Here is a 19986-nt window from a genome sequence, read left to right as displayed (position 1 = left end):
TCCAGAACTCTAGCGGGACGACCAGACCGGAAAGAGATCGCCGTCGGCCGGCCTTGCCGCGTGGACGCCGCGGCTGATGGCGCGGGCCATCGTAGACCCCGCTGCGGCATAGAGGTCGATCGCTGCATCGGCGCTGAGTTCGATGCCGCTCCTGCCGGTCGCGAGCGCAAAGACGAGATCGCCGTCGGCCGGTGTGTGCGTCGGCCAGATGGCGCGGGCAAATCCGTCATGCGCCGAAATCGCCAGCCGTTTGGCGGCCGACTTGGAAAGCACGGCATCGGTGGCAATGACGGCAATCGTCGTGCTGGCGCCCTCTGGTGGTTCCCCTGCGCGCCTGTCGCGGTACTTCAAGAGTATCTTCCTGGCGTCTTCCGGTATCGGGTCGGGATAACCCAAGCCGCCGAATTCATCGCCCATCTCGAAGGGAGCGGCCCAGAAATGGCGGCTGCGTCCGACCGTCACCGAACCGGTCGGGTTGACGGCGGCGAGCGCGCCGATGGTGACGCCGCTGTCGAGCATCGTCGAGGCCGAACCCAGCCCGCCCTTCAGACCGGAAGTCAGAGCGCCGGTACCGGCGCCGACCGTACCGAGCGGGAAATCGGTCGTTGTCGCCTGAGCCGCCTCGTAGCCAAGCTCGCGATAGGGCGGATAGCGGCCCCAATCCTTGTCGCCGCCATTGCGCAGGTCGAAGAGGATCGCGGCCGGCACGATCGGCACGCGAAAACCACCCACCTCGACGCCGATGTTTTTCTCCCGCAGCGCCGCCTGGACGCCGGAAGCGGCATCGAGGCCGAAGGCCGAGCCGCCGGACAGCACGACTGCGTGAATGGTCGCGATCGAGTTTTGCGGCTCGAGCAGGTCGGTCTCACGCGTGCCTGGTGCGCCACCCAGCACCTGGACTCCGGCCACCGCCGGCTCCTCGCAAAGCACTACCGTGACGCCGGACTTCAGCCTGGCGTCAGCAGCATTGCCGACGGTGAGTCCGGCGACGTCGGTGATCAGGTTGCGTGGACAGGTGCGGAACATCAGTTTTCCTCCAGCGGCACGAAATGGGTGCCGTCGAAGCGGAAGGCGCGGAATGGGTTTTGGCTGAGATCGCCCTTTTCGTCGAAGCGGACGGTGCCGATAGCGGTCGCGAAATCATGGTCGGTCAGCGTCTTGGCGAGCGGCTTGCCGGAGCTTTCTGCGTCGACCGCTGCCGCCTTGGCGACCTCCACCGCGGCATAAGCCGGCAGCGTGTAGCCGTCGGTCACGATCTTCCTTTCGCCAAAGGCCTGCACGACCTTGGGGTCCGCGACTTCTGCCCACTCCGGCAGCGCGATCATCAGTGTGCCGGCCGCATAGGGCACATCGCCGGGTGGCGTGCGCAGCGTCTCGCCGCCGGCGAAGGTGATGCCGGCATTGAGCGAGGCAGCGTCGCGCCCCATGATGGCGATGTCGTCGCCGTCGCCGCCGGCAAACACTTTCGTAGCCCCCGCTTTCTTCAGGCGGCCGATCAGCCCGATCTGGTTGTCGAGCTGCGGCCGGAACGTGTCGACGAAGACCGGTTTCAGCGCCGCCTGCTCGGCGGCCGCGCGGAAAGTCTCTGCGATCTCTCGGCCATAGATGGTGCCGTCATCGATAACGGCGAACAATTCGTTCTGCCAGAGCCGAGTGAGGATCGTGGCCACCGCATTGCGTTCGTCGTCGCCGCGCGGGCCAAGCCGGTAGACCGGCCAGCCGGTCTTGGCGCGGCGGTCGGTCAGGCTCTCGGTGCGCACGCCGATCGCGATGACCGGAATGTTGGCATCCTTCAGGATCGGCAGCGCCGCCTCGATCGCTTCGGTGCACAGAAAACCGACAACGATGTTGACCTTGGCATCCACGAACTGCCTGGCAGCCGCTGCACCGCCGTCGGCCGTGCAGGCGTCGTCAACGGTTCGGACCGCGACGCCTTCGGCGTCCGCCGCCAGCGCGGTCCCCGCCTCGATCTGCTTGCCGAGGATCGCCGACGGCCCGGACAGCGGTGCGGCGACGCCAACCAGCGTCTCGGCATGGACGCTCGCGCCCAGCCAAAGCAGCGCGGCTAAAGTCGTCGTGAGAAGGCGCATTCGGGCGAAGAGGTCCTCCGTGCCGGGAGTATTGTTCCGGCACTATTCCAGCAAAGACCTAAAGGCTGCCTAATCCCGGTGCAACACGCGAATTCAGGATTGCGCTCAAGCACTTCGCTTGTGTCATACAATATGCAGCCATATATAACGAGCTTCCGTTTTGGCAGGTGGATCATCGGGTGCTGAAGATTAATGACATCGGGCCGCAAGCCTATCGCGATGCGATGGCGCATTTTGCCGGCCATGTGCATGTGGTGACCACGGACGGCCCGGCCGGGAGACGGGGCGCAACGGTGATTGCCGCCTGCTCGGTCTCGGATACGCCGCCCGCCGTGCTTGTCTGCCTCAACCGCGAAAATCCCAAGAACGAAGCCTTCATCCGGAACGGCAATTTCGCGCTGAACACACTCGCCTCGGACCAGGAGGCGCTGTCGGTCGGCTTTTCCGGCATCACCGGCCTGCCGTCCGAGGAGCGCTTCGCGCTCGGCGAATGGGACGTGATCTCGACCGGCGCGCCGACGCTGAAAGGCGCGCTCGCCGTCTTCGATTGTCAGATCATCGATACCAAGGATTTGGCCACCCACCGTGTGCTTTTCGGCAAGGTGACAGGCCTGCGCATCGGCGATAATTTGCGGCCGCTGATCTACCACAACCGCGACTACCACGTTCTGTGAAAACCGCTCTTGCGCTTTGATGGTTCGAGGCGCGCCCCCGTGGCGTGAAGGCGATGCTGCCGCGTGTCGACGAGTTCCGCGCCGTGCACAATGTCGGACTCGCTGGCCGATCCTTGCGCCCCGCTCGCCCAGCGGCCGGCCGCAGCTGTGGACCTGCGGCGCTGGCTGCGAACTGGCGACAGGCGGGCCGCGTAGCCATATGTTTCGCAGCGATATATTCCTCTGGGACGTTCCCCGAGAAAACAGACTTTGTGAGAAGCGACGATGGACGAGAGCATTTATCTCGATGAGCTCCGCGATCCCCTGATCATCGCGGAAGGCTGGATGAAGAACGGTAAGAATGTCGCCATCGCGACCGTGGTCGAAACCTGGGGTTCGGCGCCGCGCCCGGCCGGCAGCCATCTGGTTATCGACGCCGAAGGGAATTTCCACGGTTCGGTTTCCGGCGGCTGTGTCGAGGGCGCGGTGGTGACCGAGGCGATCGACGTGATCGGTTCGGGCAAGCCGAGGATGCTGGAGTTCGGCGTCGCCGACGAAACCGCCTGGCAGGTGGGGCTGTCCTGCGGCGGCCGCATCAAGGTCTATGTCGAGCGGCTGGGTTGACTGCGGATGGATCCGTATGTTCTCAAAACATTGAACGAAGAGCGCCGCGCCAGGCGCGCCGCGGTGCTGGTCACCGACCTCAGTGACGGCCGCGACCGCATCGTGCGTGAAGGCGACCGCGTCGCGGGCGAGCTCGGCGCGGCGATCGCCAGTGCGTTCCGCACCGGCATCTCTCGATCGGTGGAAGCGGAAGGGCGGACTTTCTTTCTCAATGCGCATCTGCCGCGCCCGCGCCTGGTGGTGGTCGGAGCGGTGCATATCAGCCAGGCGCTGGCGCCGATGGCCAGAATCGCCGGCTATCCGGTCGAGATCATCGATCCGCGCACCGCCTTCGCCACGCCGGAGCGCTTCCACGATGTGGCGCTGCATGCCGAATGGCCGGAAGATGTGCTGAAGCGCCAGCCGCTCGACAGCTACACCGCGCTTGCCGCCGTCACTCACGATCCCAAGATCGACGATTTCGCGCTGAAGGCGGCGCTCGACGCCAGGTGCTTCTATGTTGGGGCGCTTGGCAGCAGGAAGACTCACGCCAAGCGGGTCGAGCGTCTGCTGGCGCTCGGCGCCAGCGCCGACCAGATCGCCCGCATCCATGCACCGATCGGGCTGGACATCGGCGCCGCGAGCCCGGCCGAGATCGCCGTCGCGGTGCTGGCACAGACCATCCACGCCTTCCGCTCGCGCGGCCTGGAAAGCAAAGGCGCGGTGGCGTGAAGTTCGGCCCGATCGCGATCGATGAGGCCGAAGGCGCGGTGCTGGCGCATGCGACCACTGCCGGCGAGCGGCGATTCCGCAAGGCGCATCGGCTGAACGGCGAGGACGTTGCTGCGCTGAAGGCGGCCGGCATCAGCGAAGTCGTCGTGGCCGTTCTCTCTTCCGATGACCTCGGCGAGGATGCCGCGGCCGAAAAGATCGCGTTGAACATGTCCCATCGCAACGTCGAGACGAAGCCCGCTGCAACGGGACGCGTGAACCTGCATGCCGAAGCCGCAGGCGTCTTCACCGTCGACGCCAAGATGATCGACGCCATCAATGCCATCGACCCGGCGATCACCATCGCTACCCTGGCGCAGCACGCGCCTGTCGAGGCGGGCCAGATGGTGGCGACGGTGAAGATCATTCCGTTTGCCGTCGCTGCGAGCCTAGTCGATGCGGTGGCCAGGATTTGCGCCGGCGGCGAAATCTGCGCCGTCAACGCCTATCGCCCGGTCAATGTCGGCGTCATCCAGACGACGCTGCCCGGCTTGAAGCCGAGCGTGCTCGACAAGACGCTGCGGGTCACCGAGGCGCGGCTGGCGCGCTCCGGCGGCCGGCTGAAGGCGGAGCGGCGCACGCCGCATGACGTGACGCTTGTTGCGGAAGCAGCAAGCGCGCTGGCGCGCGACAACGACATGGTGGTGATCTTCGGCGCCTCGGCGCTGGCCGATTTCGCCGATGTCATCCCTGCCGCGATCGAGAAGGCGGGCGGCAAAGTCATTCGAGCCGGCATGCCGGTCGATCCCGGCAATCTGCTGGTGCTCGGTACGCTCGACGGCAAGCGCGTCATCGGCGCGCCCGGCTGTGCCCGCAGCCCGAAGGAAAACGGTTTCGACTGGGTGCTGGACCGGCTGATCGCCGGGCTTGACGTGACGGCGGGCGACATTGCGGGCATGGGCGTCGGAGGCCTGTTGATGGAAATCCCGTCCAGGCCGCAGCCGCGCGAGCCGCTGCCGTCGCAGTCGGCAAAAGCGGAGCCGAGGGTCGACATCGTGCTTCTCGCCGCCGGGCGCTCCAGCCGCATGGGCGGGCCGAACAAACTGCTGGCGCTGTTCGACGGCAAGCCGCTGGTGCGGCGCACCGCCGAGCGGGCGCTGGGATCGAAAGCGGCCAACGCCATCGTCGTCACCGGCCATCAGCGCGAGCGGGTGCGCTCGGCGCTCTCAGGTCTCGATATCACGCTTGCCCACAATCCGGACTTCGCCGACGGGTTGGCCTCGTCGCTTAAGGCGGGCATCGCGCGGGTCGCGCCCGACGCGGCCGGCGCCATGATCGTGCTCGGCGACATGCCTGGTATCTCGTCTAAGGATCTCGATAGCCTGATCGATGCGTTCCGCCGATCCGGGGGCCGCGCCGTGGTGCGCGCGGCGCATCACGGCAAACGCGGCAACCCGGTGCTGCTGCCGCGGTCGCTCTTTGCCGCCGTCGCGCAGCTCGAAGGCGACACAGGCGCGCGCCATCTGGTCGAGGCCGAAGGGCTCGACGTCATCGATGTCGAAATCGGGCAGGGCGCTTCGATCGACGTCGATACGCGCGAGGCGCTGGAAGGCGCGGGCGGCGTGCTGCAGGATTGACAAACCGAAGCCGAATTTCGCATGGCTTCGGAATGTCTTTGCGCTGCCGAACTTTCCTCACTTTGCTCGCCGCAACAGCTTTTTCGCTCTCTGCCGCCGAGGGCCAGACGTTGTCGCTGAAACCCTTCAAGGACGAGCTTTTCGCCTACCCGGCGACGCTGTCGAGCGGCGACAACGGTGCCTATACGGTGCTCGACTATCGCGAGATGCGCGACATCAATCAGCGCGACGAGGTGCCTGAAAGGCGTGTGCATGCCCAATATATCGACCCCGGCGTGCGCAAGATGCAGCAGGACTTGATGCTGAAGACCGATGTCGGCGATGTCCGGCATGTCGCAGTCGGCAAGACGCAAGGTGCCGCCATCATCGTCCTTTACCTGCACGGGCAGGGCGGCAGCCGCAAGCAGGGCGTCGACGACTTCACCTTTGGCGGCAATTTCAACCGCCTGAAGAATCTGATGGCCGAAAATGGCGGTCTTTATCTTTCGCCGGACTTTCCCGATTTCGGCGACAAGGGCGCCGCCCAAGTCGCGGCTTTGATCGACCACTATGCAGAGACATCGCCCGGCGCGAAAATCTTCGTCGCCTGCGGCTCGATGGGCGGCATTCTCTGCTGGAAGCTGGCCGACCGCAAGGATATTGGCGCCCGCGTCAGTGGGCTCCTGCTGCTCGGCTCGCTCTGGGACGAAAGCTTCTTGACCAGCCCGGCGTTCAAGCGCCGCGTGCCGGTGTTCTTCGGCCAGGGCAGCCGTGACGTGGTTTTCCAGGTTGAGAAGCAGGAAGCCTTCTTCCGCTCGATTCTCGCCAAATCGAAGACCTATCCGGCCCGCTTCGTGCGGTTCGAGACCGGCACGCATGGGACGCCGATCCGCATGGTCGATTGGCGCGGCACACTGAACTGGATGCTGACGAAAGCGCCCTGATCAAGGCGGCGTGTTGTAGTCCAGGACGGTCTCGGGATTGATCTCGCCGTCGTAAGATGCATCGACATCATACTGCACCAACGAGAAATTGCCGTGGCGGAACAGATAGGTGCCGGTCGATGAAGCGTCGCCGACGCCGCGCCATTTGTTCATCGAGGTGATCGTCTGGGTCTTGTCGTCATATTCGGAATTGACCAGCTGGTCGTCGGTCAGGAAGCCGATGATGTGGATGCCCTCGACCTTGCCTTCGCTGTTGTTGTTCTCGTAACGGATGTCGAGTTCCGGCGCGGCGAACTGCAACTGCCGGACGCCGGACACGTCGTCATAGATGTAATAGACCGCGCTTTCATTGTAGGCGGCCATCGAGCAGAAGAAGCGGAAGAGCCGCGTCTCGCGCTCCGGCTCGTCGGCTCCGGCGTCCTTGTCCTTGTAATGGATCGAGTAGGCGTCCGGCTCGCCGGCCGGCTTGCCTTCCGGGTTCTCCTTGTCGCACTGCTCGCCATAGGCGGCGAGGAACGCCTTCCTGGCCTGTTCCAGCGCCTCGTCCTTCTTGGGCGGCGGCGGGCCGTCGCCGCAGCTTGTCGGCACGGCATCCTGGAAATCCGAAGTCGACGGTTTCAGGGCGCCCTTGTCGATAAAGATCGGCTGGAACGGCGGTTCCTGGATCTGCGCGTTGACCTGGCGAAGCGTGTAGCAGCCGGCAAAGATCTTGGCTTCGCCCTTCTTGTCGGTGGCCTGGATGGCGACAGGGACGCTGTAGTAGATGCTGCCGGCAGCACCTTCGTCCGATACCGCGCCGGTCTTGACCTCGACCGTGTCGGTGCTGTCGTAGCCTTTAACGAAGGCGTCGAAATCTTTTGCCGGCTTGGTGTCGCCGAAATAACCCCAGGCGCGAGCGAATTCATGCCGGTTGATCGCGCTGTAGAGCGAGCGGACAACGGCCTCGGCACTGGACCGGTCGTCGATATAAGGAGCTTCGGCTGCAAGCGCCGACCGGCCGATGGCCGCAAGGGAGAACAAGGCAGTCGCTGCGATAAGGGCAGGTCTCATCGGGAATCTCCGCTCGATAACGAAAATACTACCACCGCGATTGCGGCGAGGCGGTGACGGGGGCGCACGGGCTGCTTGAAGAATCGAGCCGGGAAGCGCTAGCTCACGGCCCGCGGCGCTGACGCCGCCTGGGGAGATAACTCACGTGACCATATCCATGTACGATATTTCCGTGGCCGTCTTTTCGGCCCGGCTGAAGGCGCTGGCCAGCGTGCTGTCACTGGCCGAACAGAACGCCGCCGACCGCAAGATCGACCCGCAGGTGTTTCTGACCGCGAGGCTGGCGCCCGACATGTTCGCGCTGACCCGGCAGGTGCAGATCGCCACCGATCATGCCAAGGGCGCGCCGTCGCGGCTCGCCGGCCGCGAAGTGCCGAAATACGAGGACAACGAGTCCAGTTTCGAAGAGCTGCACGCCCGAATCGCCAAGACGCTCGATCATCTGGCGACATTCTCGGCCGCCGATCTGGACGGGTCGGAGGAGCGGACGATCGAATTGAGGCTTGCCGGACGCGAGGTCTCGATGGCCGGACTGCAATATCTGCTCAACGCAGCCATGCCGAACTTCTACTTCCACATCACCACGGCATACGACATCCTGCGGCACAATGGCGTGCCGCTGGGCAAGTCGATTTTCCTAGGACGCTGAAGACGGAGAGGTTTACCGGCGCCGCCGAGAACCCTCTTTTTCATCTTTGAATCAGCGTATCGACATCTCGCGGGCGATACGTGGAAAGTCGGCCGGCTTGATGCCGATATCGGCGCGGTCGGCGTTGCTCATCGCGTTCAGCAGCGCGAGCGCCGATCGGTAACGCTGCTGTTCCTGCGGCCGCGGCCGCGCGAACATTTCGGTGAAGAACCCCATATTCCAGCCCCTTGTTTGTCCTCCACACGCCGAGAATATAGGTGATTTGTTACAATTGTGCAGTGCAGCAAGTGCATGGCTGCCATGCCCGGTGAATCTTTTTCCGCCAAAATCGCTTCTCTTCTGAAACTTTTGCGGAAACTCGACCGTACGCCACGGTGCTGGGACCGGCCGGGCTTTTTCCTCGCCACTCTGGCGACCCTGCCGGTCTATATCGAATGCAGCCGGCATTTTTGTTTCCGGCCGACCTGCAGCTTCAACACCCGCAATTGTTAATGTCGTCGGTATTCATTTTTAACGACAGCGATCTATGGTCGACGGCAACAATGAATGCCGTTGCGACAGGAGGAGGCTGAGATCGGCACCGGGAACAAGCTGGATTTCGCTTCGTTGCTCGACGACCTCATCATCGCTTCCGAGAAGGGCGAAGACGGGGGCGCCCGGCCCTCTATTCCATTCGACTATCTGTCGGTGGCGGACGAGCTTCACTCCGGCCGCATCAAGGTCGCCGGCGAAAGCGTCGCCGCCGAGTACCGCGAAGCGGGCGCCGACCTTGCCGCCGAGTTCGCCGCGCTTCTCGACCAGGCCAAGCTGGCTCTCGCTGAGGAAGAGCATCGCCCTGAGGAAGAGCTGGCGCCGATCGACCCTGAATCGATTGCCGGCGAGCTCGGCCTCGATCGCCCTGCGAAGGATACCGATTTCGGCCGCATTCGACGCAACTTCGCCTTCGCCAACCATCCGGACCGTGTCGCCCCGCATCTGCGTCAGCGCGCCATGATCCGCATGCAAGTGGCCAACATGCTGATCGACGAGGCCAAGCGGCGCGCGCTGGCCGCGGCACGACGCTAACCGGTTTCCGAATTCACGCAAAAGTCGCCAGGACCGGCTTGGAGAAAATCCGGCCTATGCCTTATGCTTGAATTCCTCCCCGCGCAGCCGCGCGCCACCTCCCGCCGGAGACATTTCATGCAAAAACGCCGCCTCGGTCGGACAGACCTCCTTGTTTCGCAAATCTGCCTCGGTTCGATGACCTGGGGCCAGCAGAACACAGAGGCCGAAGGCCATGCCCAGATGGATCTGGCCTTCTCGCGCGGCGTGAATTTCATCGACACCGCCGAGCTTTACCCGATCCCGCCCAAAGCCGAGACGCAAGGGTGGACCGAGAGGATCATCGGCAGTTGGATGAAGACCAGGGGCAACCGCGACAAGGTCATCATCGCCTCGAAAGTGGTCGGCCGCACGGCCAACGCCTGGTTTCGCGGCGGCCGGCCATCGAAGCTTGTGCGCGCCGACATTTTCGATGCGGTCGAGAAGTCGCTCGCCAAGCTCCGCACCGATTACATCGATCTCTACCAGATTCATTGGCCGGACCGGGACATTCCCTGGGGTTCGAACCCGACGCGAGTCGGGGCGGTAGCGCGGCGGGCCGATGCTGTCGGAGCGCCGGCGGACGAGACGCCGATCGCCGAGACGCTAGCTGTCTTCGAGGAACTGGTGAAGGCGGGAAAAATCCGCCATTTAGGCCTGTCGAACGAAAGCTCGTGGGGCGTCATGCGTTTCCTGGCCGAGTCCGACAAGGGCGTCGGCCCGCGAGTCGCCTCGCTGCAGAACGCCTACAATCTCGTCAACCGCACCTTCGAGGTGAACCTGGCCGAAGTCTGCCAACGCGAAGAGATCGCGTTTCTACCTTATTCTCCGCTGGCGCAGGGCTACCTCACCGGCAAATATGATCACGGCGCGCGGCCGCAAGGCTCTCGCACGCAGCTCTTCAATCGCGGCCAGCGCTACGAGACGCCGAATGCGGCGGAAGTGCTGCTCCAATACAGCGAGCTGGCGCGCTCTTTCGGCATGGAGCCGGCGCTCTTCGCCAACGCCTATGTGACGAGCCGGCCTTTTGTGACCGCGAATATCGTCGGCGCCACCAGCGTCGCGCAGCTCGACATGGCGCTGTCTTCGGTCGAGGTCCGCTGGACGGAGGAGATGCAGAAGGCGGTCGATGCCATCCACCAGCGCGTCGGCAACCCTTGCCCGTGACTGGAAATCATTGAGAAGGACGAAGGGATGGAGGCGATGGCAGATTTTCCGATAGAGCTCGTGCGCGGACGGTTTCCAGCACTTTCGCTGACCGACAAGGGCCGCCGTCGCATCTATCTCGACAATCCCGCCGGAACCCAGGTGCCGCAGGCGGTGGCGGATGCGGTCTCGCGCTGCCTGCTAACGACAAACGCCAACCTCGGCGGCTTCTTCGAAACGACGGTCGCGGCGCAGCAGGTGGTCGATGATGCGCATGCGGCGATGGCCGATTTTCTCGGTGCGGCAAGCGTCGAGGAAATCATCATCGGCGCCAATATGACGACGCTGACCTACCACATGTCGCGCACACTCGGCCGGACGATGAAGCCGGGCGACGAGATCATCCTCACGCGCATGGACCACGAGGGCAATGTCTCGCCCTGGCTGCAGCTTGCAGAGGATCTCGGCCTTGTCGTGCGTTTCCTGCCCTTCGACGACAAGAGCTGGCAGGTCGAGGAAGCGCGGCTGAAGGCGCTGCTTTCGGAAAGGACGCGGCTTGTGGCGCTGAACTATGCCTCGAACCTCACCGGCTCGATCAACCGCGTGAGCGAGCTGACGGCACTCGCCAAGCAGGCCGGGGCGCTGGTCTATGTCGACGCGGTGCAATTCGCGCCGCACGGGCTGATCGACGTTCAGGCGCTGGGCTGCGATTTCCTGGTCTGCTCGGCCTATAAATTCTTCGGGCCGCATATGGGTATATTGTGGGGCCGCCGCGACGTCATCGATGCGCTGAAGCCCTACAAATGCCGCTGCTCGTCCAACCACCTGCCGGAAAGGTTCGAGCTCGGCACGCCGCAGATCGAGCTGATGGCTGGGTTGACCGCAGCGGTCGACTACTTCGCCGATCTCGGCGCCGCAGCCGGCGAGGGCGGTTCGCGGCGGCAGCGGATAGCGAGAGCCTTCGAAGTGTCGATCGCTTACGAGAATACGCTCGCCCGGCAGTTGATCGAGGGCCTGTCGAACATCGAGGGATTGACCATCCGCGGCATCACCGACCCGGAATGTTTCGGCGATCGCGTGCCGACAATTTCCTTCACGGTAGAGGGCATCGCGCCGGAAACGATCGTGCGACAGATGAATGCCGAGAACATCTTCCTGTGGTCCGGCCACAACTATGCATGGGAGATCGTCCACCAACTCGGCATTCCGCCGGAGCAGGGCGTCGTGCGCATCGGCATCGCGCATTACAACACAGCCGCAGATATCGACGAGACGCTGGAAAGCGTACATCGCGTCATTGCAATGCTGAGGCAGCAGCGCGCCTGAACTATCCTTTCTTCCCGCCAAAGCCGGTCAGGAAAGCGGTGAGGTTGTCGCCGAGCGCATCGCAGAGGTAGCCGCCCTCCTGGACGATGACCGTCGGCAGGCCAAGGCCGGCGATCGCCTCGCCGACGCGCGCGAAGCCGGGCGTCGTCACCGAAAGGCCTCCGAATGGATCGCCTTCGAATGCGTCGAGCCCGAGCGCGACAACCAGCGCTTCCGGCGCGAAGGCGCGGATGCGCCGGAAGGCTGTTTTCAGCCCTTCCAGAAATGCCGCGTCGCCGGATTTGCGCGGCAGCGGCAGGTTGAGGTTGTAGCCGAGGCCCGCCCCTTCGCCGCGCTCGTCGGCATGGCCCCAGAAGAAGGGATAGAAGCGCACCGGATCGGCATGCAGCGAGACGGTCAGAACATCCGGCCGGGCGTAAAAGATTCCCTGCGTGCCGTTGCCGTGATGCAGGTCGACATCGAGTATGGCGACGCGTCCCGCGTCCTTTCTCAGCACCTGCGCGGCGACCGCCGAATTGTTGATGAAGCAGAAGCCGCCCGCCACGTCGGCAAAGGCGTGATGGCCAGGCGGGCGGCAGAGCGCGTAAGCCGCCGTCGCGCCGGCCATCACGGCTTCGGCGGCTTCCACTGCGCTCCAGGCGCTCCAGAGCGCACTGTTCCAGGTCTCTGCCGAGATCGGGCAGGCTGTGTCGGCCATATGATAGCCAGCCTGGCCGACCGCCGAGGCCGGATAGGAGCCGCCGCGGCCGATTGGATGGATGTTCGGGATGACCTCCGCCGAGGCGCCATCGATGCGTTGCCAGCGCGCGAAGATGTGCTCGAGAAAGTCGAGATATTCGGGCGTATGCACGGCGGCGATCGGCCCAAGGCCATGGTCGTTGGGCCGTTCGATCGTCACACCGGCCGATCTTGCGCCGGCTAGCAATCTCTCGACCCGTTCCGGCTTTTCCGGATTGGGTTGCGGCGCGCCGCTGGAAAGGAAGGCCTTCGGGTCATGGCGCTTCTGTTCCTCGGCATAGAAGGCTTTCATCGTTCGTCCTCCGGCGCGTCGGCAAAGGCAAAAAAGGCCTCGCCGACAATCTTGTGCACCTGCTCGTAGCTCGACCAGCCGATGCCGAGCTTTTCATAGAAGGTCTTCGCGGTTTCGTTATCGGTGTCGACGGAGAGCCTGAGATAGACGCCGCCTGCAGCGCGACACTCCTTGGCCACGCGCCGCAACAGCTTCTCACCGATGCGGCGGCCGCGAAAGCGGTCCTCGACATAGAGGTCCTGCACAAAGACCCCGGGCCGGCCCATCCAGGTCGAAAAGATCGGAAAGTGCAGGCAGAGCCCGGCAAACTCGCCGTCGACCTCGGCGATCAAGGTCGAAAAGGCGGGCTTTGCGCCGAAGCCGTAGCGGCGGAGGTCATCCGGTGTCGAGGTGATCTCTTGATGCGCGCCGATGTGGGTACCGAGGCGCAGCAAGGCGGCATGGATGGTTTCGGCATCCTCGATTTGGCTGGGGCGGAGGATAATTGTGCTCACGACAAGTATGGCGCCCGGGCACCCCCCTCTGTCCCGCCGGACATCTCCCCCGCAACGGGGGAGATCAGCAGGTGCACCGACGGCGCGGTTCCGGCAACGTCGGCGATTGGCGAAAGCGACAGCGACATCGGATCTCCCCCCTCGTGGGGGAGATGGCCGGCCGGCCAGAGGGGGGAGCGAAGGATCGCGAACATCTCAGGACGTCTCACAGCGCCATTTCACCCTCAGCCTGCAACCGGCAGATCGAGTTCCTCCGCCAGCGCCTCGAGCGAGTCGCCGATGATGGCGATCATCTCGCCGATCTGCTCGCGCGTGATGATCATCGGCGGCGCCACCATGAAATTGTCGCCGTCGACGCCGCCCTTGACCTTGCGGCCATAGATGATCAGGCCGCGCGCATAGGCGTGGTCGAGCAGGCGCTGCGTTGCCTTTTTCGCCGGCGCGATCGGCGTCAGCGCCTCCGGATCGGCGACCATCTCGGCGCCGAGCAGCAAGCCCTTGCCGCGCACGTCGGCGATGAAAGGGAAACGCTTCTGCAACGCCTTCAACTCTGCGATCAGCACATCCCCCATGGTGGCGGCGTTGGCGATGAGATCGAGCCGGTCCATTTCGCTCAGCACCGCAAGGCCGGCCGCACAGGCAAGCGGATTGCCAGCATAGGTGTGGCCGTGCTGGAAGCCGCCGGAGGCGAGCAGCGGCTCGACCAGTCGCATGGGAGCCGCCAGCGCGCCGAGCGGCGCATAGCCGGAGCCCAGCCCTTTTGACAGCGCGACGATGTCCGGCTTGCAGTTCCAATGGTCGCCGCCCAAAAATTTACCGGTGCGGCCGGCACCGCTCATCACCTCGTCATGGATGAGCAGGATGCCGTAGCGGTCGCATATCTCGCGGATGCGCGCATAGTAGCTGTCGGGCGCGACAAGGGCTGCCGTTGCCGCGCCGCCGACGGGTTCCATGATGAAGGCGAGCACGCTTTCCGGGCCCTCGGCCTGTATCTTGTCTTCGAGCATGTCGGCATAACGGATGCCGCGCTGCTCCATCGAGAGGTTGTCGCGATCGCGCCAGGCGGCCGGCGCCGGCACCGTCGGCATCACCCGCATCAACGGCGTAAAAGTCTCGGCAAGCGCGTCGTCGCCGGTGATGGCGAGCGAACCCAGCGTGCCACCGTGATAGGACGGGAAGCGGGTGATCACCTTCCAGCGCTTCGGCTGCCCGGTGGCGACCGCCCATTGCCGGGCGAGTTTGATGCAGGATTCGGTCGCTTCCGAGCCGCCCGAGACGAAGAAGATGCGGTCCATGCCTTCGGGCAGCTTGTGAGCCAGTGCCCGCGCCAGTTCTTCCGCCGGTTCGTTCTCGAAATGAAGCCGATAGGCGAAGGTGGTCTTGTCCATCTGCCGCTTCATGGCGTCGAGCACGTTGCGGTTGGAATGGCCGATATTGGCGACCATCGGTCCGCTTGAACCGTCGATGAAGCGGCGGCCGTCCTTGGTCCAGAAATAGATGCCCTCGGCGCGGTCGACGAGTGGCCGGCGCAGGCTGGAGAGATAGAACAAATGCGACGGCGGCCGCGCTTCGGCTTCAGGCGAGGGCTGCACTTCCGGTGTCGGCATGTCAGGACTTTCCGAGATAGCGGTCGAGAACATTCTTGGTGACGCGTTCGACCATCGCGTCCTGCCTTAGCAGGCCGGCGACCCATTCGCAGCTTCCGGCGTGGAAGACTTCGCCCTTGCCGCGCGGGAAATTGACGATCATGCCGTTGCCGCGCTTGACCTTATCGAGATTGGCGTCGCTGGCCTCGCCGAACAAAGTCTCGGCGGTGAAGCGGCCGTCCTCGTCGGTGAGGAACTGGTCTTCGATCGGAATGTCGGCGCTTTCCTCGACCTGACTCGCCAGGCCGACGGCCAGCACCTGCAAGCCGTCCGGCGCGCCGCTCTCTTCAGTCGGGTACGGCAGGCCGCCGCGTATTTCGAAATCGAGCCCGTCGACCTCATAGCCATAGACATGGCTATCGGCGCCAAGCAGGTCGCCATAATAGATGCCGGTGCCGGCGAAGGCCCAGTGCTCGGGGCGGTAGACCGGGAAGCCGCGCACACCGCGCGGCGCGCAGCCGCCCCAGCCGGCATAGACGCCACGCGTCGCGTTGAGGCCGAAGGTAGCGCTGCCCGGACGGCCGATCTCCGGCGCTTCCCAGGAATTGGTGGCGCGGGTGATGTCGCCGCCGCGATAGGCCGGGTCTTCGGCCCGCGCCCGGTATTTGTAGCAAACCTGGCGTCGGCCCTCGTCCTCCAGCCTGGTCTGCCACATGAAATTGCCGGCGAAGCGCGCCGCGTGGCCGCCGCGCTCGACATAAGCGTCCACCGCGTCGCGCATCTCCCAGGTCCAGTATTCGTCGTGGCCGACGAAGACGACGCAATCATAGCCGTCGAGGATTTCCGGCGAGAAGTGCAGCTCGTGCTGGCTGGCGAGGTCGACCTGATATCCGGCGCGTTCGGCAAAGCGGAAGAAATGGCTGTCGTAGCTTGCCCAGCCGGAAGACGCGTATTTCTTCGAATGTCCCGTGGCAAAGGCCCATTCCATATGCGGATAACGCGGCACGGTCTTCGGCGGCATCGCGACTTCCAGCGGCACGCGCGGTGCATCCTTGGGCAGCACGACGAAGCCGCGGCACCAAGGGCGTTGCGTGGAGACCATCGTGGCATATCGGTCGCGGTTCGGGCCGGTGATGCCCTGATAGTGGTTGGAGCCGCCCCAGGTGTTATAGGCGAGCCAGGTGCCGGTCGCGGCGATCTGCAGCAGGCGACCAGGCTTGCGGCCGGGCAGGGGCGCGACGATGAAGAGGTGGTGGCTCTCGATCGGCGTGCCGTCCGGCCCTTCAGCCGAAAGCCTGACACGGTAAGCTCCCGACGGCCAGTCATCGCCGATGCGGAATTCGAACGAGGCTTCCCAGCCGCAGCCGTCGACCGAACATTGCTCGGGCGTTTCCTGCCAGCGCGCCGACAGTCCCGACCCATCGAAGACCTTGGTTTCATCGCCGCCGTCGCGGACGATGACAATCCTGAATTGCGGGGCCGTCGAGCTGACGAAAAGCGTCACCGTCTCGCCCGGACGATAGGAAAAGCGGTCGCTGTAGCACCAGATCTCGCCGCTCGAGCCATCCATGCCGGGCCACTCGTAATAATGCCCGCGCACCGCCTCCCGGCGCTGCTCGGGCGTCAGTCCGAAATCGGGAAAGTCGGCGGGCCGTTGCGTCATGGAAAAACCGAAACCAAGAGGTCGCCATTGAGACCGTAGGACGGCCAAGCGTCAAATGGAAACGATCGGGCCAGCAGGCGCTTGGCCTTATCCGGCAAACGGCTTATTTGATCTTCAGGCGATGTTTGAACGCCGGGAGCCAAGATGCTGCGCGTGCAAAGGGTCAAGGTCGACGACATCTATGTGCCGATGGCGAGGCGCAAGACGCTGCATCCGGAGACGGTGCGCCATCTTGCCGAGGATATCCTCGAGAACGGCATGAAGACCCCGATCCAGGTGCGCCACGACGGCAAGCGCCATGTCCTGATCGAGGGGCTGCACCGGCTGGAAGCCGCCAAATGGCTCGGCGAAACCGAGATCGACGCCTATCTCGTCCAGGCGCGCCGCCACTGACGCCATTTCCTATCGGTTGCCGTGTCGGCCCCTGCATCACCGTGAGCGATCGCGTCCTATCAATGCTTTTTAATTGACGCTGCGATGTTCGCCGCTACCGTGCCGGCCTTCCTGTCAATCGGGTACTTGGAAATGGCGAAATACCAGGGCGGATGCCTGTGCGGCGCAGTGCGCTATCGCGCCGAGGCCGAACCAATCAACGAGCGCGTCTGCCATTGCCGGCTGTGCCAGAAGGCGATCGGCGCCGCCTTCAATGCGCGGCTCCTGTTTCGCATCGATGATGTCACGATCGAGGGGCCGGTGGCGACGGTCAATTCCTCGCCGGACCTCAAGCGTGGCTTCTGCCCGGCTTGCGGCACGACGATCTTTTCGCGACGTGACTCCAGGGGCATTCTCGGCGTCACATCCGGCTCGCTCGACGATCCGTCCGCGTTCAAGCCCGACATGCATTTCTGGACCGCTTCGAAGCAGCCTTGGGTGCGGCTGGATGACGGCCTGCCGCAATATGAGGGGGCACCGCCGGCATAGAGTTTTCCGTTCTCCCACAACAATGGGAGAAGGAAGAATGCCTGCACAAAAATTTCATCTTCGATTCACGAGATAGCCGGCAAAGCGTCATTGGCGGGCCATCATTGGCTGCCTATCTAAAGCGCCACGCGGGAAGGCATCGAGGAGGCGACGGATGAGCGAGAGCAGCAACCCCCTGGACGAGCTTTTGAACGACCCGATGATCCAACTCGTGATGGAGCGAGACCGCGTGCGCCCGGCCGAGCTTCGCCTGCTCTTGGAAAAGGCTCGCGACAGGGCTGCCGACGATTCCCGCTTCGACCAGCCGGTGCTGCCGCCGGCGCATATCGTGGCCAGAAGCTGCCTGAAGCAATGGCTGTACCGCTAAAGCGCGTCGCGCCGAACTGACGCTCTTTCCGATCAGCTCGAATGCGCCGGCAAATAGCTGTAATGACTGCGGAGATAGGCAATTTTGAAGCCGAGCCGGGCGTAGTTGCGGTAGGCCGGACCGTCGCGTTCGGGGCGCGGCGCCTCGATGTCGGCGACGAACAGTCTTGCGCCGGCGGCTATGCCGTCGCGGACCAGCCTTTCGCCAAGCATGGCGTCGAGGTCGAAGCTCGGCGCCATGATGCCAGGCACCGGGGCGTCGATCCCGCTCCAGGCGGCGCCATCCGAGATGAACATTGAACGCACGGCAGCCACGGCGCCATCGCGTTTCAGCATGTAGTGACGCCAACCCTCGCGGCCGACCAGCGCGATGAGCCAGGGCGAGGTGGGCAGCCTGTACTTCGCATCGATGAAGGAGGCCCATTCGGGAGCGGTCTTGGACGTAACCTCTTCGACCGACAGATCGTCTGCCGGGAACAGCGGCTCGGCAGGCAGCGGCGTTGCGACGCGAAAAATTCGTTCCCAGCCGCTCTGATGCTGGAGCCCGCGCGCTTCCAGCCAGCAGCGCAGCCGGGAAGGCTCGGTGTGCGGGCTTGTGCAGAACCACGGCCGCAAGATGCCGGCAGCGCGGTAATGCGCCAGCAGCGAATCGAGCTGATCTTCCGTGGCCGGGCCGTCGACGCCGATGTTCTTCACGCAGTTGAAATGGATGAAAGGGATCGTCGTGCAGGTGGTCCAGACGAGGTCGCCGTCGCGGGCGAGCGACAAGCCGTGCCGCGCGGCGAATTCCGTGGGCGCGGCATCGTAGAGATCGAGCCAGGCATTGACCTCTGCGCGCTCGATGGCGCGGCTCAAATCACGCGAGACCTCCTCGATCCCGATTTCCGGATGGTGCGACACCGGCGGGACGACCGGCTGCAGTTCCGAGAGGGCGGCAGTCGACATGCTAGTCCTCCTCCGATCTGCCTTACAGTGTAAGATTAGCGCATGATAATATGGAAGCGCCTGTTGTCAAGCAGGATAAGCGGCACCTTACAAATCCGTGAATTGGCTTCGCCGTACCATGAGGCTAAGCCTGCCCTTGAGGGGCTTTGCGCATAACAATTCATTTTTCGCCGGGGAAAGGACAGGGATGACGGACGTCTGCACGCAGGGATTGGACACCGGCTTTGTCAGCCTGGGCTACGCCAAGGTGGCGTTTCTCGGCATCGTGCAAGGCATCACCGAACTGCTGCCGATCTCTTCGACGGCGCATATGCGCGTCGTGCCCGCCGTGCTTGGCTGGCAGGACCCGGGCTCGGCCTTTTCTGCGGCTATGCAACTCGCGGCCCTTGCCGCGGTGATCAGCTATTTCTGGAGCGACGTCAGGGAAGTCGCGGTGGGGTCGCTGGCGGCGCTCGCGCGCCGCGACTATGCCAACCGCTATTTCCGCCTGGCGATCGGCATCGAGCTTGCCACCGTTCCGATCGTCATCGCCGGCCTCGCGCTATCCAGCGTGCTCAATGCCTGCAACTCGCCGTTGCGCGGGCTGGCCGTGATCGGCTGGGCCTGCATCGCCATGGCCGTGCTGCTTGCGCTGTCGGAAATCTATGCCCGCCACAGGCTGACCCTGGACAAGGTGTCCGTGCTCGACGCCTTGCTCGTCGGCGTGGCCCAGGTCGGCGCGCTCATTCCCGGCGTGTCGCGCTCGGGATCGACGCTGACGGCGGCGCTGGGTCTTGGCTATGCCCGCCCGGAGGCGGCGCGGCTTTCCTTCCTGCTCGGCCTGCCGGCCATCGCGTTGGCAGGCCTGAAGGAGCTTTGGGAACTGCACAAGATTCACCTCGGCGCTTATGGCTGGTCGGTCCTGGCGGTCGGCCTCGTCGTCGCCTCGATTTCCGCCTTCTTCGCCATATGGGGACTGATGCGCGTGCTCGAGCGCTTTTCCGCCTGGCCCTTCGTCATCTATCGCGGCCTGCTCGGCGTCGTGCTGCTGATCGGCGTCGCCGTCGGCTGGCTGAGCTAGAGGCTTTCACCGAATCCGCTATACCGGCACCTGAACCTTGCTTCGGGTGC

22 protein-coding genes and 1 pseudogene are annotated in these 19986 nt (G+C 64.2%); 14 read left to right on the top strand and 9 right to left on the bottom strand.

Going from position 1 to position 19986, the window contains the following annotated elements; translation table 11 throughout:
* Positions 1-9 precede the first annotated feature (9 nt).
* Positions 10-1026: a P1 family peptidase gene (locus tag P9254_RS01845; RefSeq protein WP_278054025.1), complete on the bottom strand. Its 1017-nt coding sequence runs from the start codon at positions 1024-1026 to the stop codon at positions 10-12.
* Complete coding sequence (locus tag P9254_RS01840) at positions 1026-2090, bottom strand: branched-chain amino acid ABC transporter substrate-binding protein (RefSeq protein WP_095800836.1); 1065 nt, start codon at positions 2088-2090, stop codon at positions 1026-1028. The genes P9254_RS01845 and P9254_RS01840 overlap by 1 nt, the downstream gene beginning before the upstream one ends.
* 179 nt (positions 2091-2269) lie before the next feature.
* Here P9254_RS01840 and P9254_RS01835 point away from each other — a divergent pair, with 179 nt between their 5' ends.
* From P9254_RS01835 to P9254_RS01810, 6 genes and pseudogenes are all read left to right on the top strand, one after another.
* Complete coding sequence (locus P9254_RS01835; protein ID WP_067328468.1) at positions 2270-2764, top strand: flavin reductase; 495 nt, start codon at positions 2270-2272, stop codon at positions 2762-2764.
* A 3-nt stretch (positions 2765-2767) separates the two neighbouring features.
* Positions 2768-2959 (top strand): annotated as a pseudogene (locus P9254_RS01830) (VWA domain-containing protein); the annotation flags it as partial.
* Positions 2960-3028: 69 nt separating this feature from the next.
* The gene (locus P9254_RS01825) at positions 3029-3367 is read left to right on the top strand and encodes an XdhC family protein (protein ID WP_278054028.1); all 339 of its coding nucleotides are present in this window, start codon (positions 3029-3031) and stop codon (positions 3365-3367) included.
* Between the two features lie 6 nt (positions 3368-3373).
* Positions 3374-4078 carry an XdhC family protein gene (locus P9254_RS01820; RefSeq protein WP_278054030.1) on the top strand — a complete coding sequence of 235 codons (705 nt, stop codon included), beginning with the start codon at positions 3374-3376 and terminating at the stop codon, positions 4076-4078.
* A complete protein-coding gene (locus P9254_RS01815) occupies positions 4075-5694 on the top strand; it encodes a molybdopterin-binding/glycosyltransferase family 2 protein (protein ID WP_278054032.1) in 1620 nt (539 codons plus the stop codon). The genes P9254_RS01820 and P9254_RS01815 overlap by 4 nt, the downstream gene beginning before the upstream one ends.
* A gap of 32 nt (positions 5695-5726) precedes the next feature.
* Positions 5727-6617 (top strand): alpha/beta hydrolase family protein, encoded by an 891-nt coding sequence (locus tag P9254_RS01810; protein ID WP_127248025.1) that lies wholly within the window; start codon positions 5727-5729, stop codon positions 6615-6617.
* On the opposite strand, the gene P9254_RS01805 is transcribed toward P9254_RS01810, so the two are convergent.
* The gene (locus P9254_RS01805) at positions 6618-7667 is read right to left on the bottom strand and encodes a DUF1176 domain-containing protein (protein ID WP_067328350.1); all 1050 of its coding nucleotides are present in this window, start codon (positions 7665-7667) and stop codon (positions 6618-6620) included. It lies immediately after the preceding gene.
* A gap of 145 nt (positions 7668-7812) precedes the next feature.
* Between P9254_RS01805 and P9254_RS01800 the strand changes: the two genes are divergently transcribed.
* Positions 7813-8316: a DUF1993 domain-containing protein gene (locus tag P9254_RS01800; protein ID WP_095800831.1), complete on the top strand. Its 504-nt coding sequence runs from the start codon at positions 7813-7815 to the stop codon at positions 8314-8316.
* 51 nt (positions 8317-8367) lie between these two features.
* Here P9254_RS01800 and P9254_RS28955 read toward each other — a convergent pair whose 3' ends face one another.
* Positions 8368-8532, bottom strand: coding sequence for a DUF1127 domain-containing protein (locus tag P9254_RS28955; protein WP_082954041.1), 165 nt, complete (start codon positions 8530-8532; stop codon positions 8368-8370).
* 330 nt (positions 8533-8862) lie between these two features.
* Here P9254_RS28955 and P9254_RS01790 point away from each other — a divergent pair, with 330 nt between their 5' ends.
* The 3 genes from P9254_RS01790 to P9254_RS01780 all read left to right on the top strand — a co-directional run bounded on the left by P9254_RS01790 (position 8863) and on the right by P9254_RS01780 (position 11871).
* Positions 8863-9381, top strand: a complete 519-nt coding sequence (locus P9254_RS01790; protein WP_179294479.1) for a hypothetical protein — start codon at positions 8863-8865, stop codon at positions 9379-9381.
* 117 nt (positions 9382-9498) lie between these two features.
* Entirely contained in the window at positions 9499-10566 is a 1068-nt protein-coding gene (locus P9254_RS01785) for an aldo/keto reductase (protein WP_067328473.1), read from the top strand.
* A gap of 36 nt (positions 10567-10602) precedes the next feature.
* Positions 10603-11871, top strand: a complete 1269-nt coding sequence (locus P9254_RS01780; RefSeq protein ID WP_095825346.1) for a cysteine desulfurase-like protein — start codon at positions 10603-10605, stop codon at positions 11869-11871.
* A gap of 1 nt (position 11872) precedes the next feature.
* Here P9254_RS01780 and P9254_RS01775 read toward each other — a convergent pair whose 3' ends face one another.
* The 4 genes from P9254_RS01775 to P9254_RS01760 form a co-directional block, all read right to left on the bottom strand.
* On the bottom strand, positions 11873-12901 hold the full coding sequence (locus P9254_RS01775) for a histone deacetylase family protein (RefSeq protein WP_095825284.1): 1029 nt from the start codon (positions 12899-12901) through the stop codon (positions 11873-11875).
* Entirely contained in the window at positions 12898-13395 is a 498-nt protein-coding gene (locus P9254_RS01770) for a GNAT family N-acetyltransferase (protein WP_278054040.1), read from the bottom strand. The genes P9254_RS01775 and P9254_RS01770 overlap by 4 nt, the downstream gene beginning before the upstream one ends.
* A 224-nt stretch (positions 13396-13619) precedes the next feature.
* Positions 13620-15002 (bottom strand): aminotransferase family protein, encoded by a 1383-nt coding sequence (locus P9254_RS01765; RefSeq protein WP_127248021.1) that lies wholly within the window; start codon positions 15000-15002, stop codon positions 13620-13622.
* A 1-nt stretch (position 15003) separates the two neighbouring features.
* Positions 15004-16644, bottom strand: a complete 1641-nt coding sequence (locus tag P9254_RS01760; RefSeq protein ID WP_278054041.1) for a N,N-dimethylformamidase beta subunit family domain-containing protein — start codon at positions 16642-16644, stop codon at positions 15004-15006.
* A 144-nt stretch (positions 16645-16788) separates the two neighbouring features.
* Here P9254_RS01760 and P9254_RS01755 point away from each other — a divergent pair, with 144 nt between their 5' ends.
* The 3 genes from P9254_RS01755 to P9254_RS01745 all read left to right on the top strand — a co-directional run bounded on the left by P9254_RS01755 (position 16789) and on the right by P9254_RS01745 (position 17932).
* On the top strand, positions 16789-17037 hold the full coding sequence (locus P9254_RS01755; protein ID WP_095800826.1) for a ParB N-terminal domain-containing protein: 249 nt from the start codon (positions 16789-16791) through the stop codon (positions 17035-17037).
* A gap of 132 nt (positions 17038-17169) precedes the next feature.
* Complete coding sequence (locus P9254_RS01750) at positions 17170-17565, top strand: GFA family protein (RefSeq protein WP_095779642.1); 396 nt, start codon at positions 17170-17172, stop codon at positions 17563-17565.
* 154 nt (positions 17566-17719) lie between these two features.
* Positions 17720-17932, top strand: coding sequence for a hypothetical protein (locus P9254_RS01745; protein WP_067328366.1), 213 nt, complete (start codon positions 17720-17722; stop codon positions 17930-17932).
* A gap of 32 nt (positions 17933-17964) precedes the next feature.
* Here the strand turns inward: P9254_RS01745 and P9254_RS01740 are convergent, their stop codons facing one another.
* Positions 17965-18876, bottom strand: coding sequence for a hypothetical protein (locus tag P9254_RS01740; protein ID WP_095825290.1), 912 nt, complete (start codon positions 18874-18876; stop codon positions 17965-17967).
* Positions 18877-19063: 187 nt separating this feature from the next.
* Between P9254_RS01740 and P9254_RS01735 the strand changes: the two genes are divergently transcribed.
* On the top strand, positions 19064-19936 hold the full coding sequence (locus P9254_RS01735; protein WP_278054045.1) for an undecaprenyl-diphosphate phosphatase: 873 nt from the start codon (positions 19064-19066) through the stop codon (positions 19934-19936).
* Positions 19937-19986 lie beyond the last annotated feature (50 nt).

The sequence above is a fragment of the Mesorhizobium sp. WSM4983 genome (genome assembly GCF_029625765.1).
Lineage (GTDB): Bacteria > Pseudomonadota > Alphaproteobacteria > Rhizobiales > Rhizobiaceae > Mesorhizobium.
The sequence above is the reverse complement of the archived record's forward strand: the minus strand, read 5'-3'. Positions and strand labels throughout refer to the sequence as shown.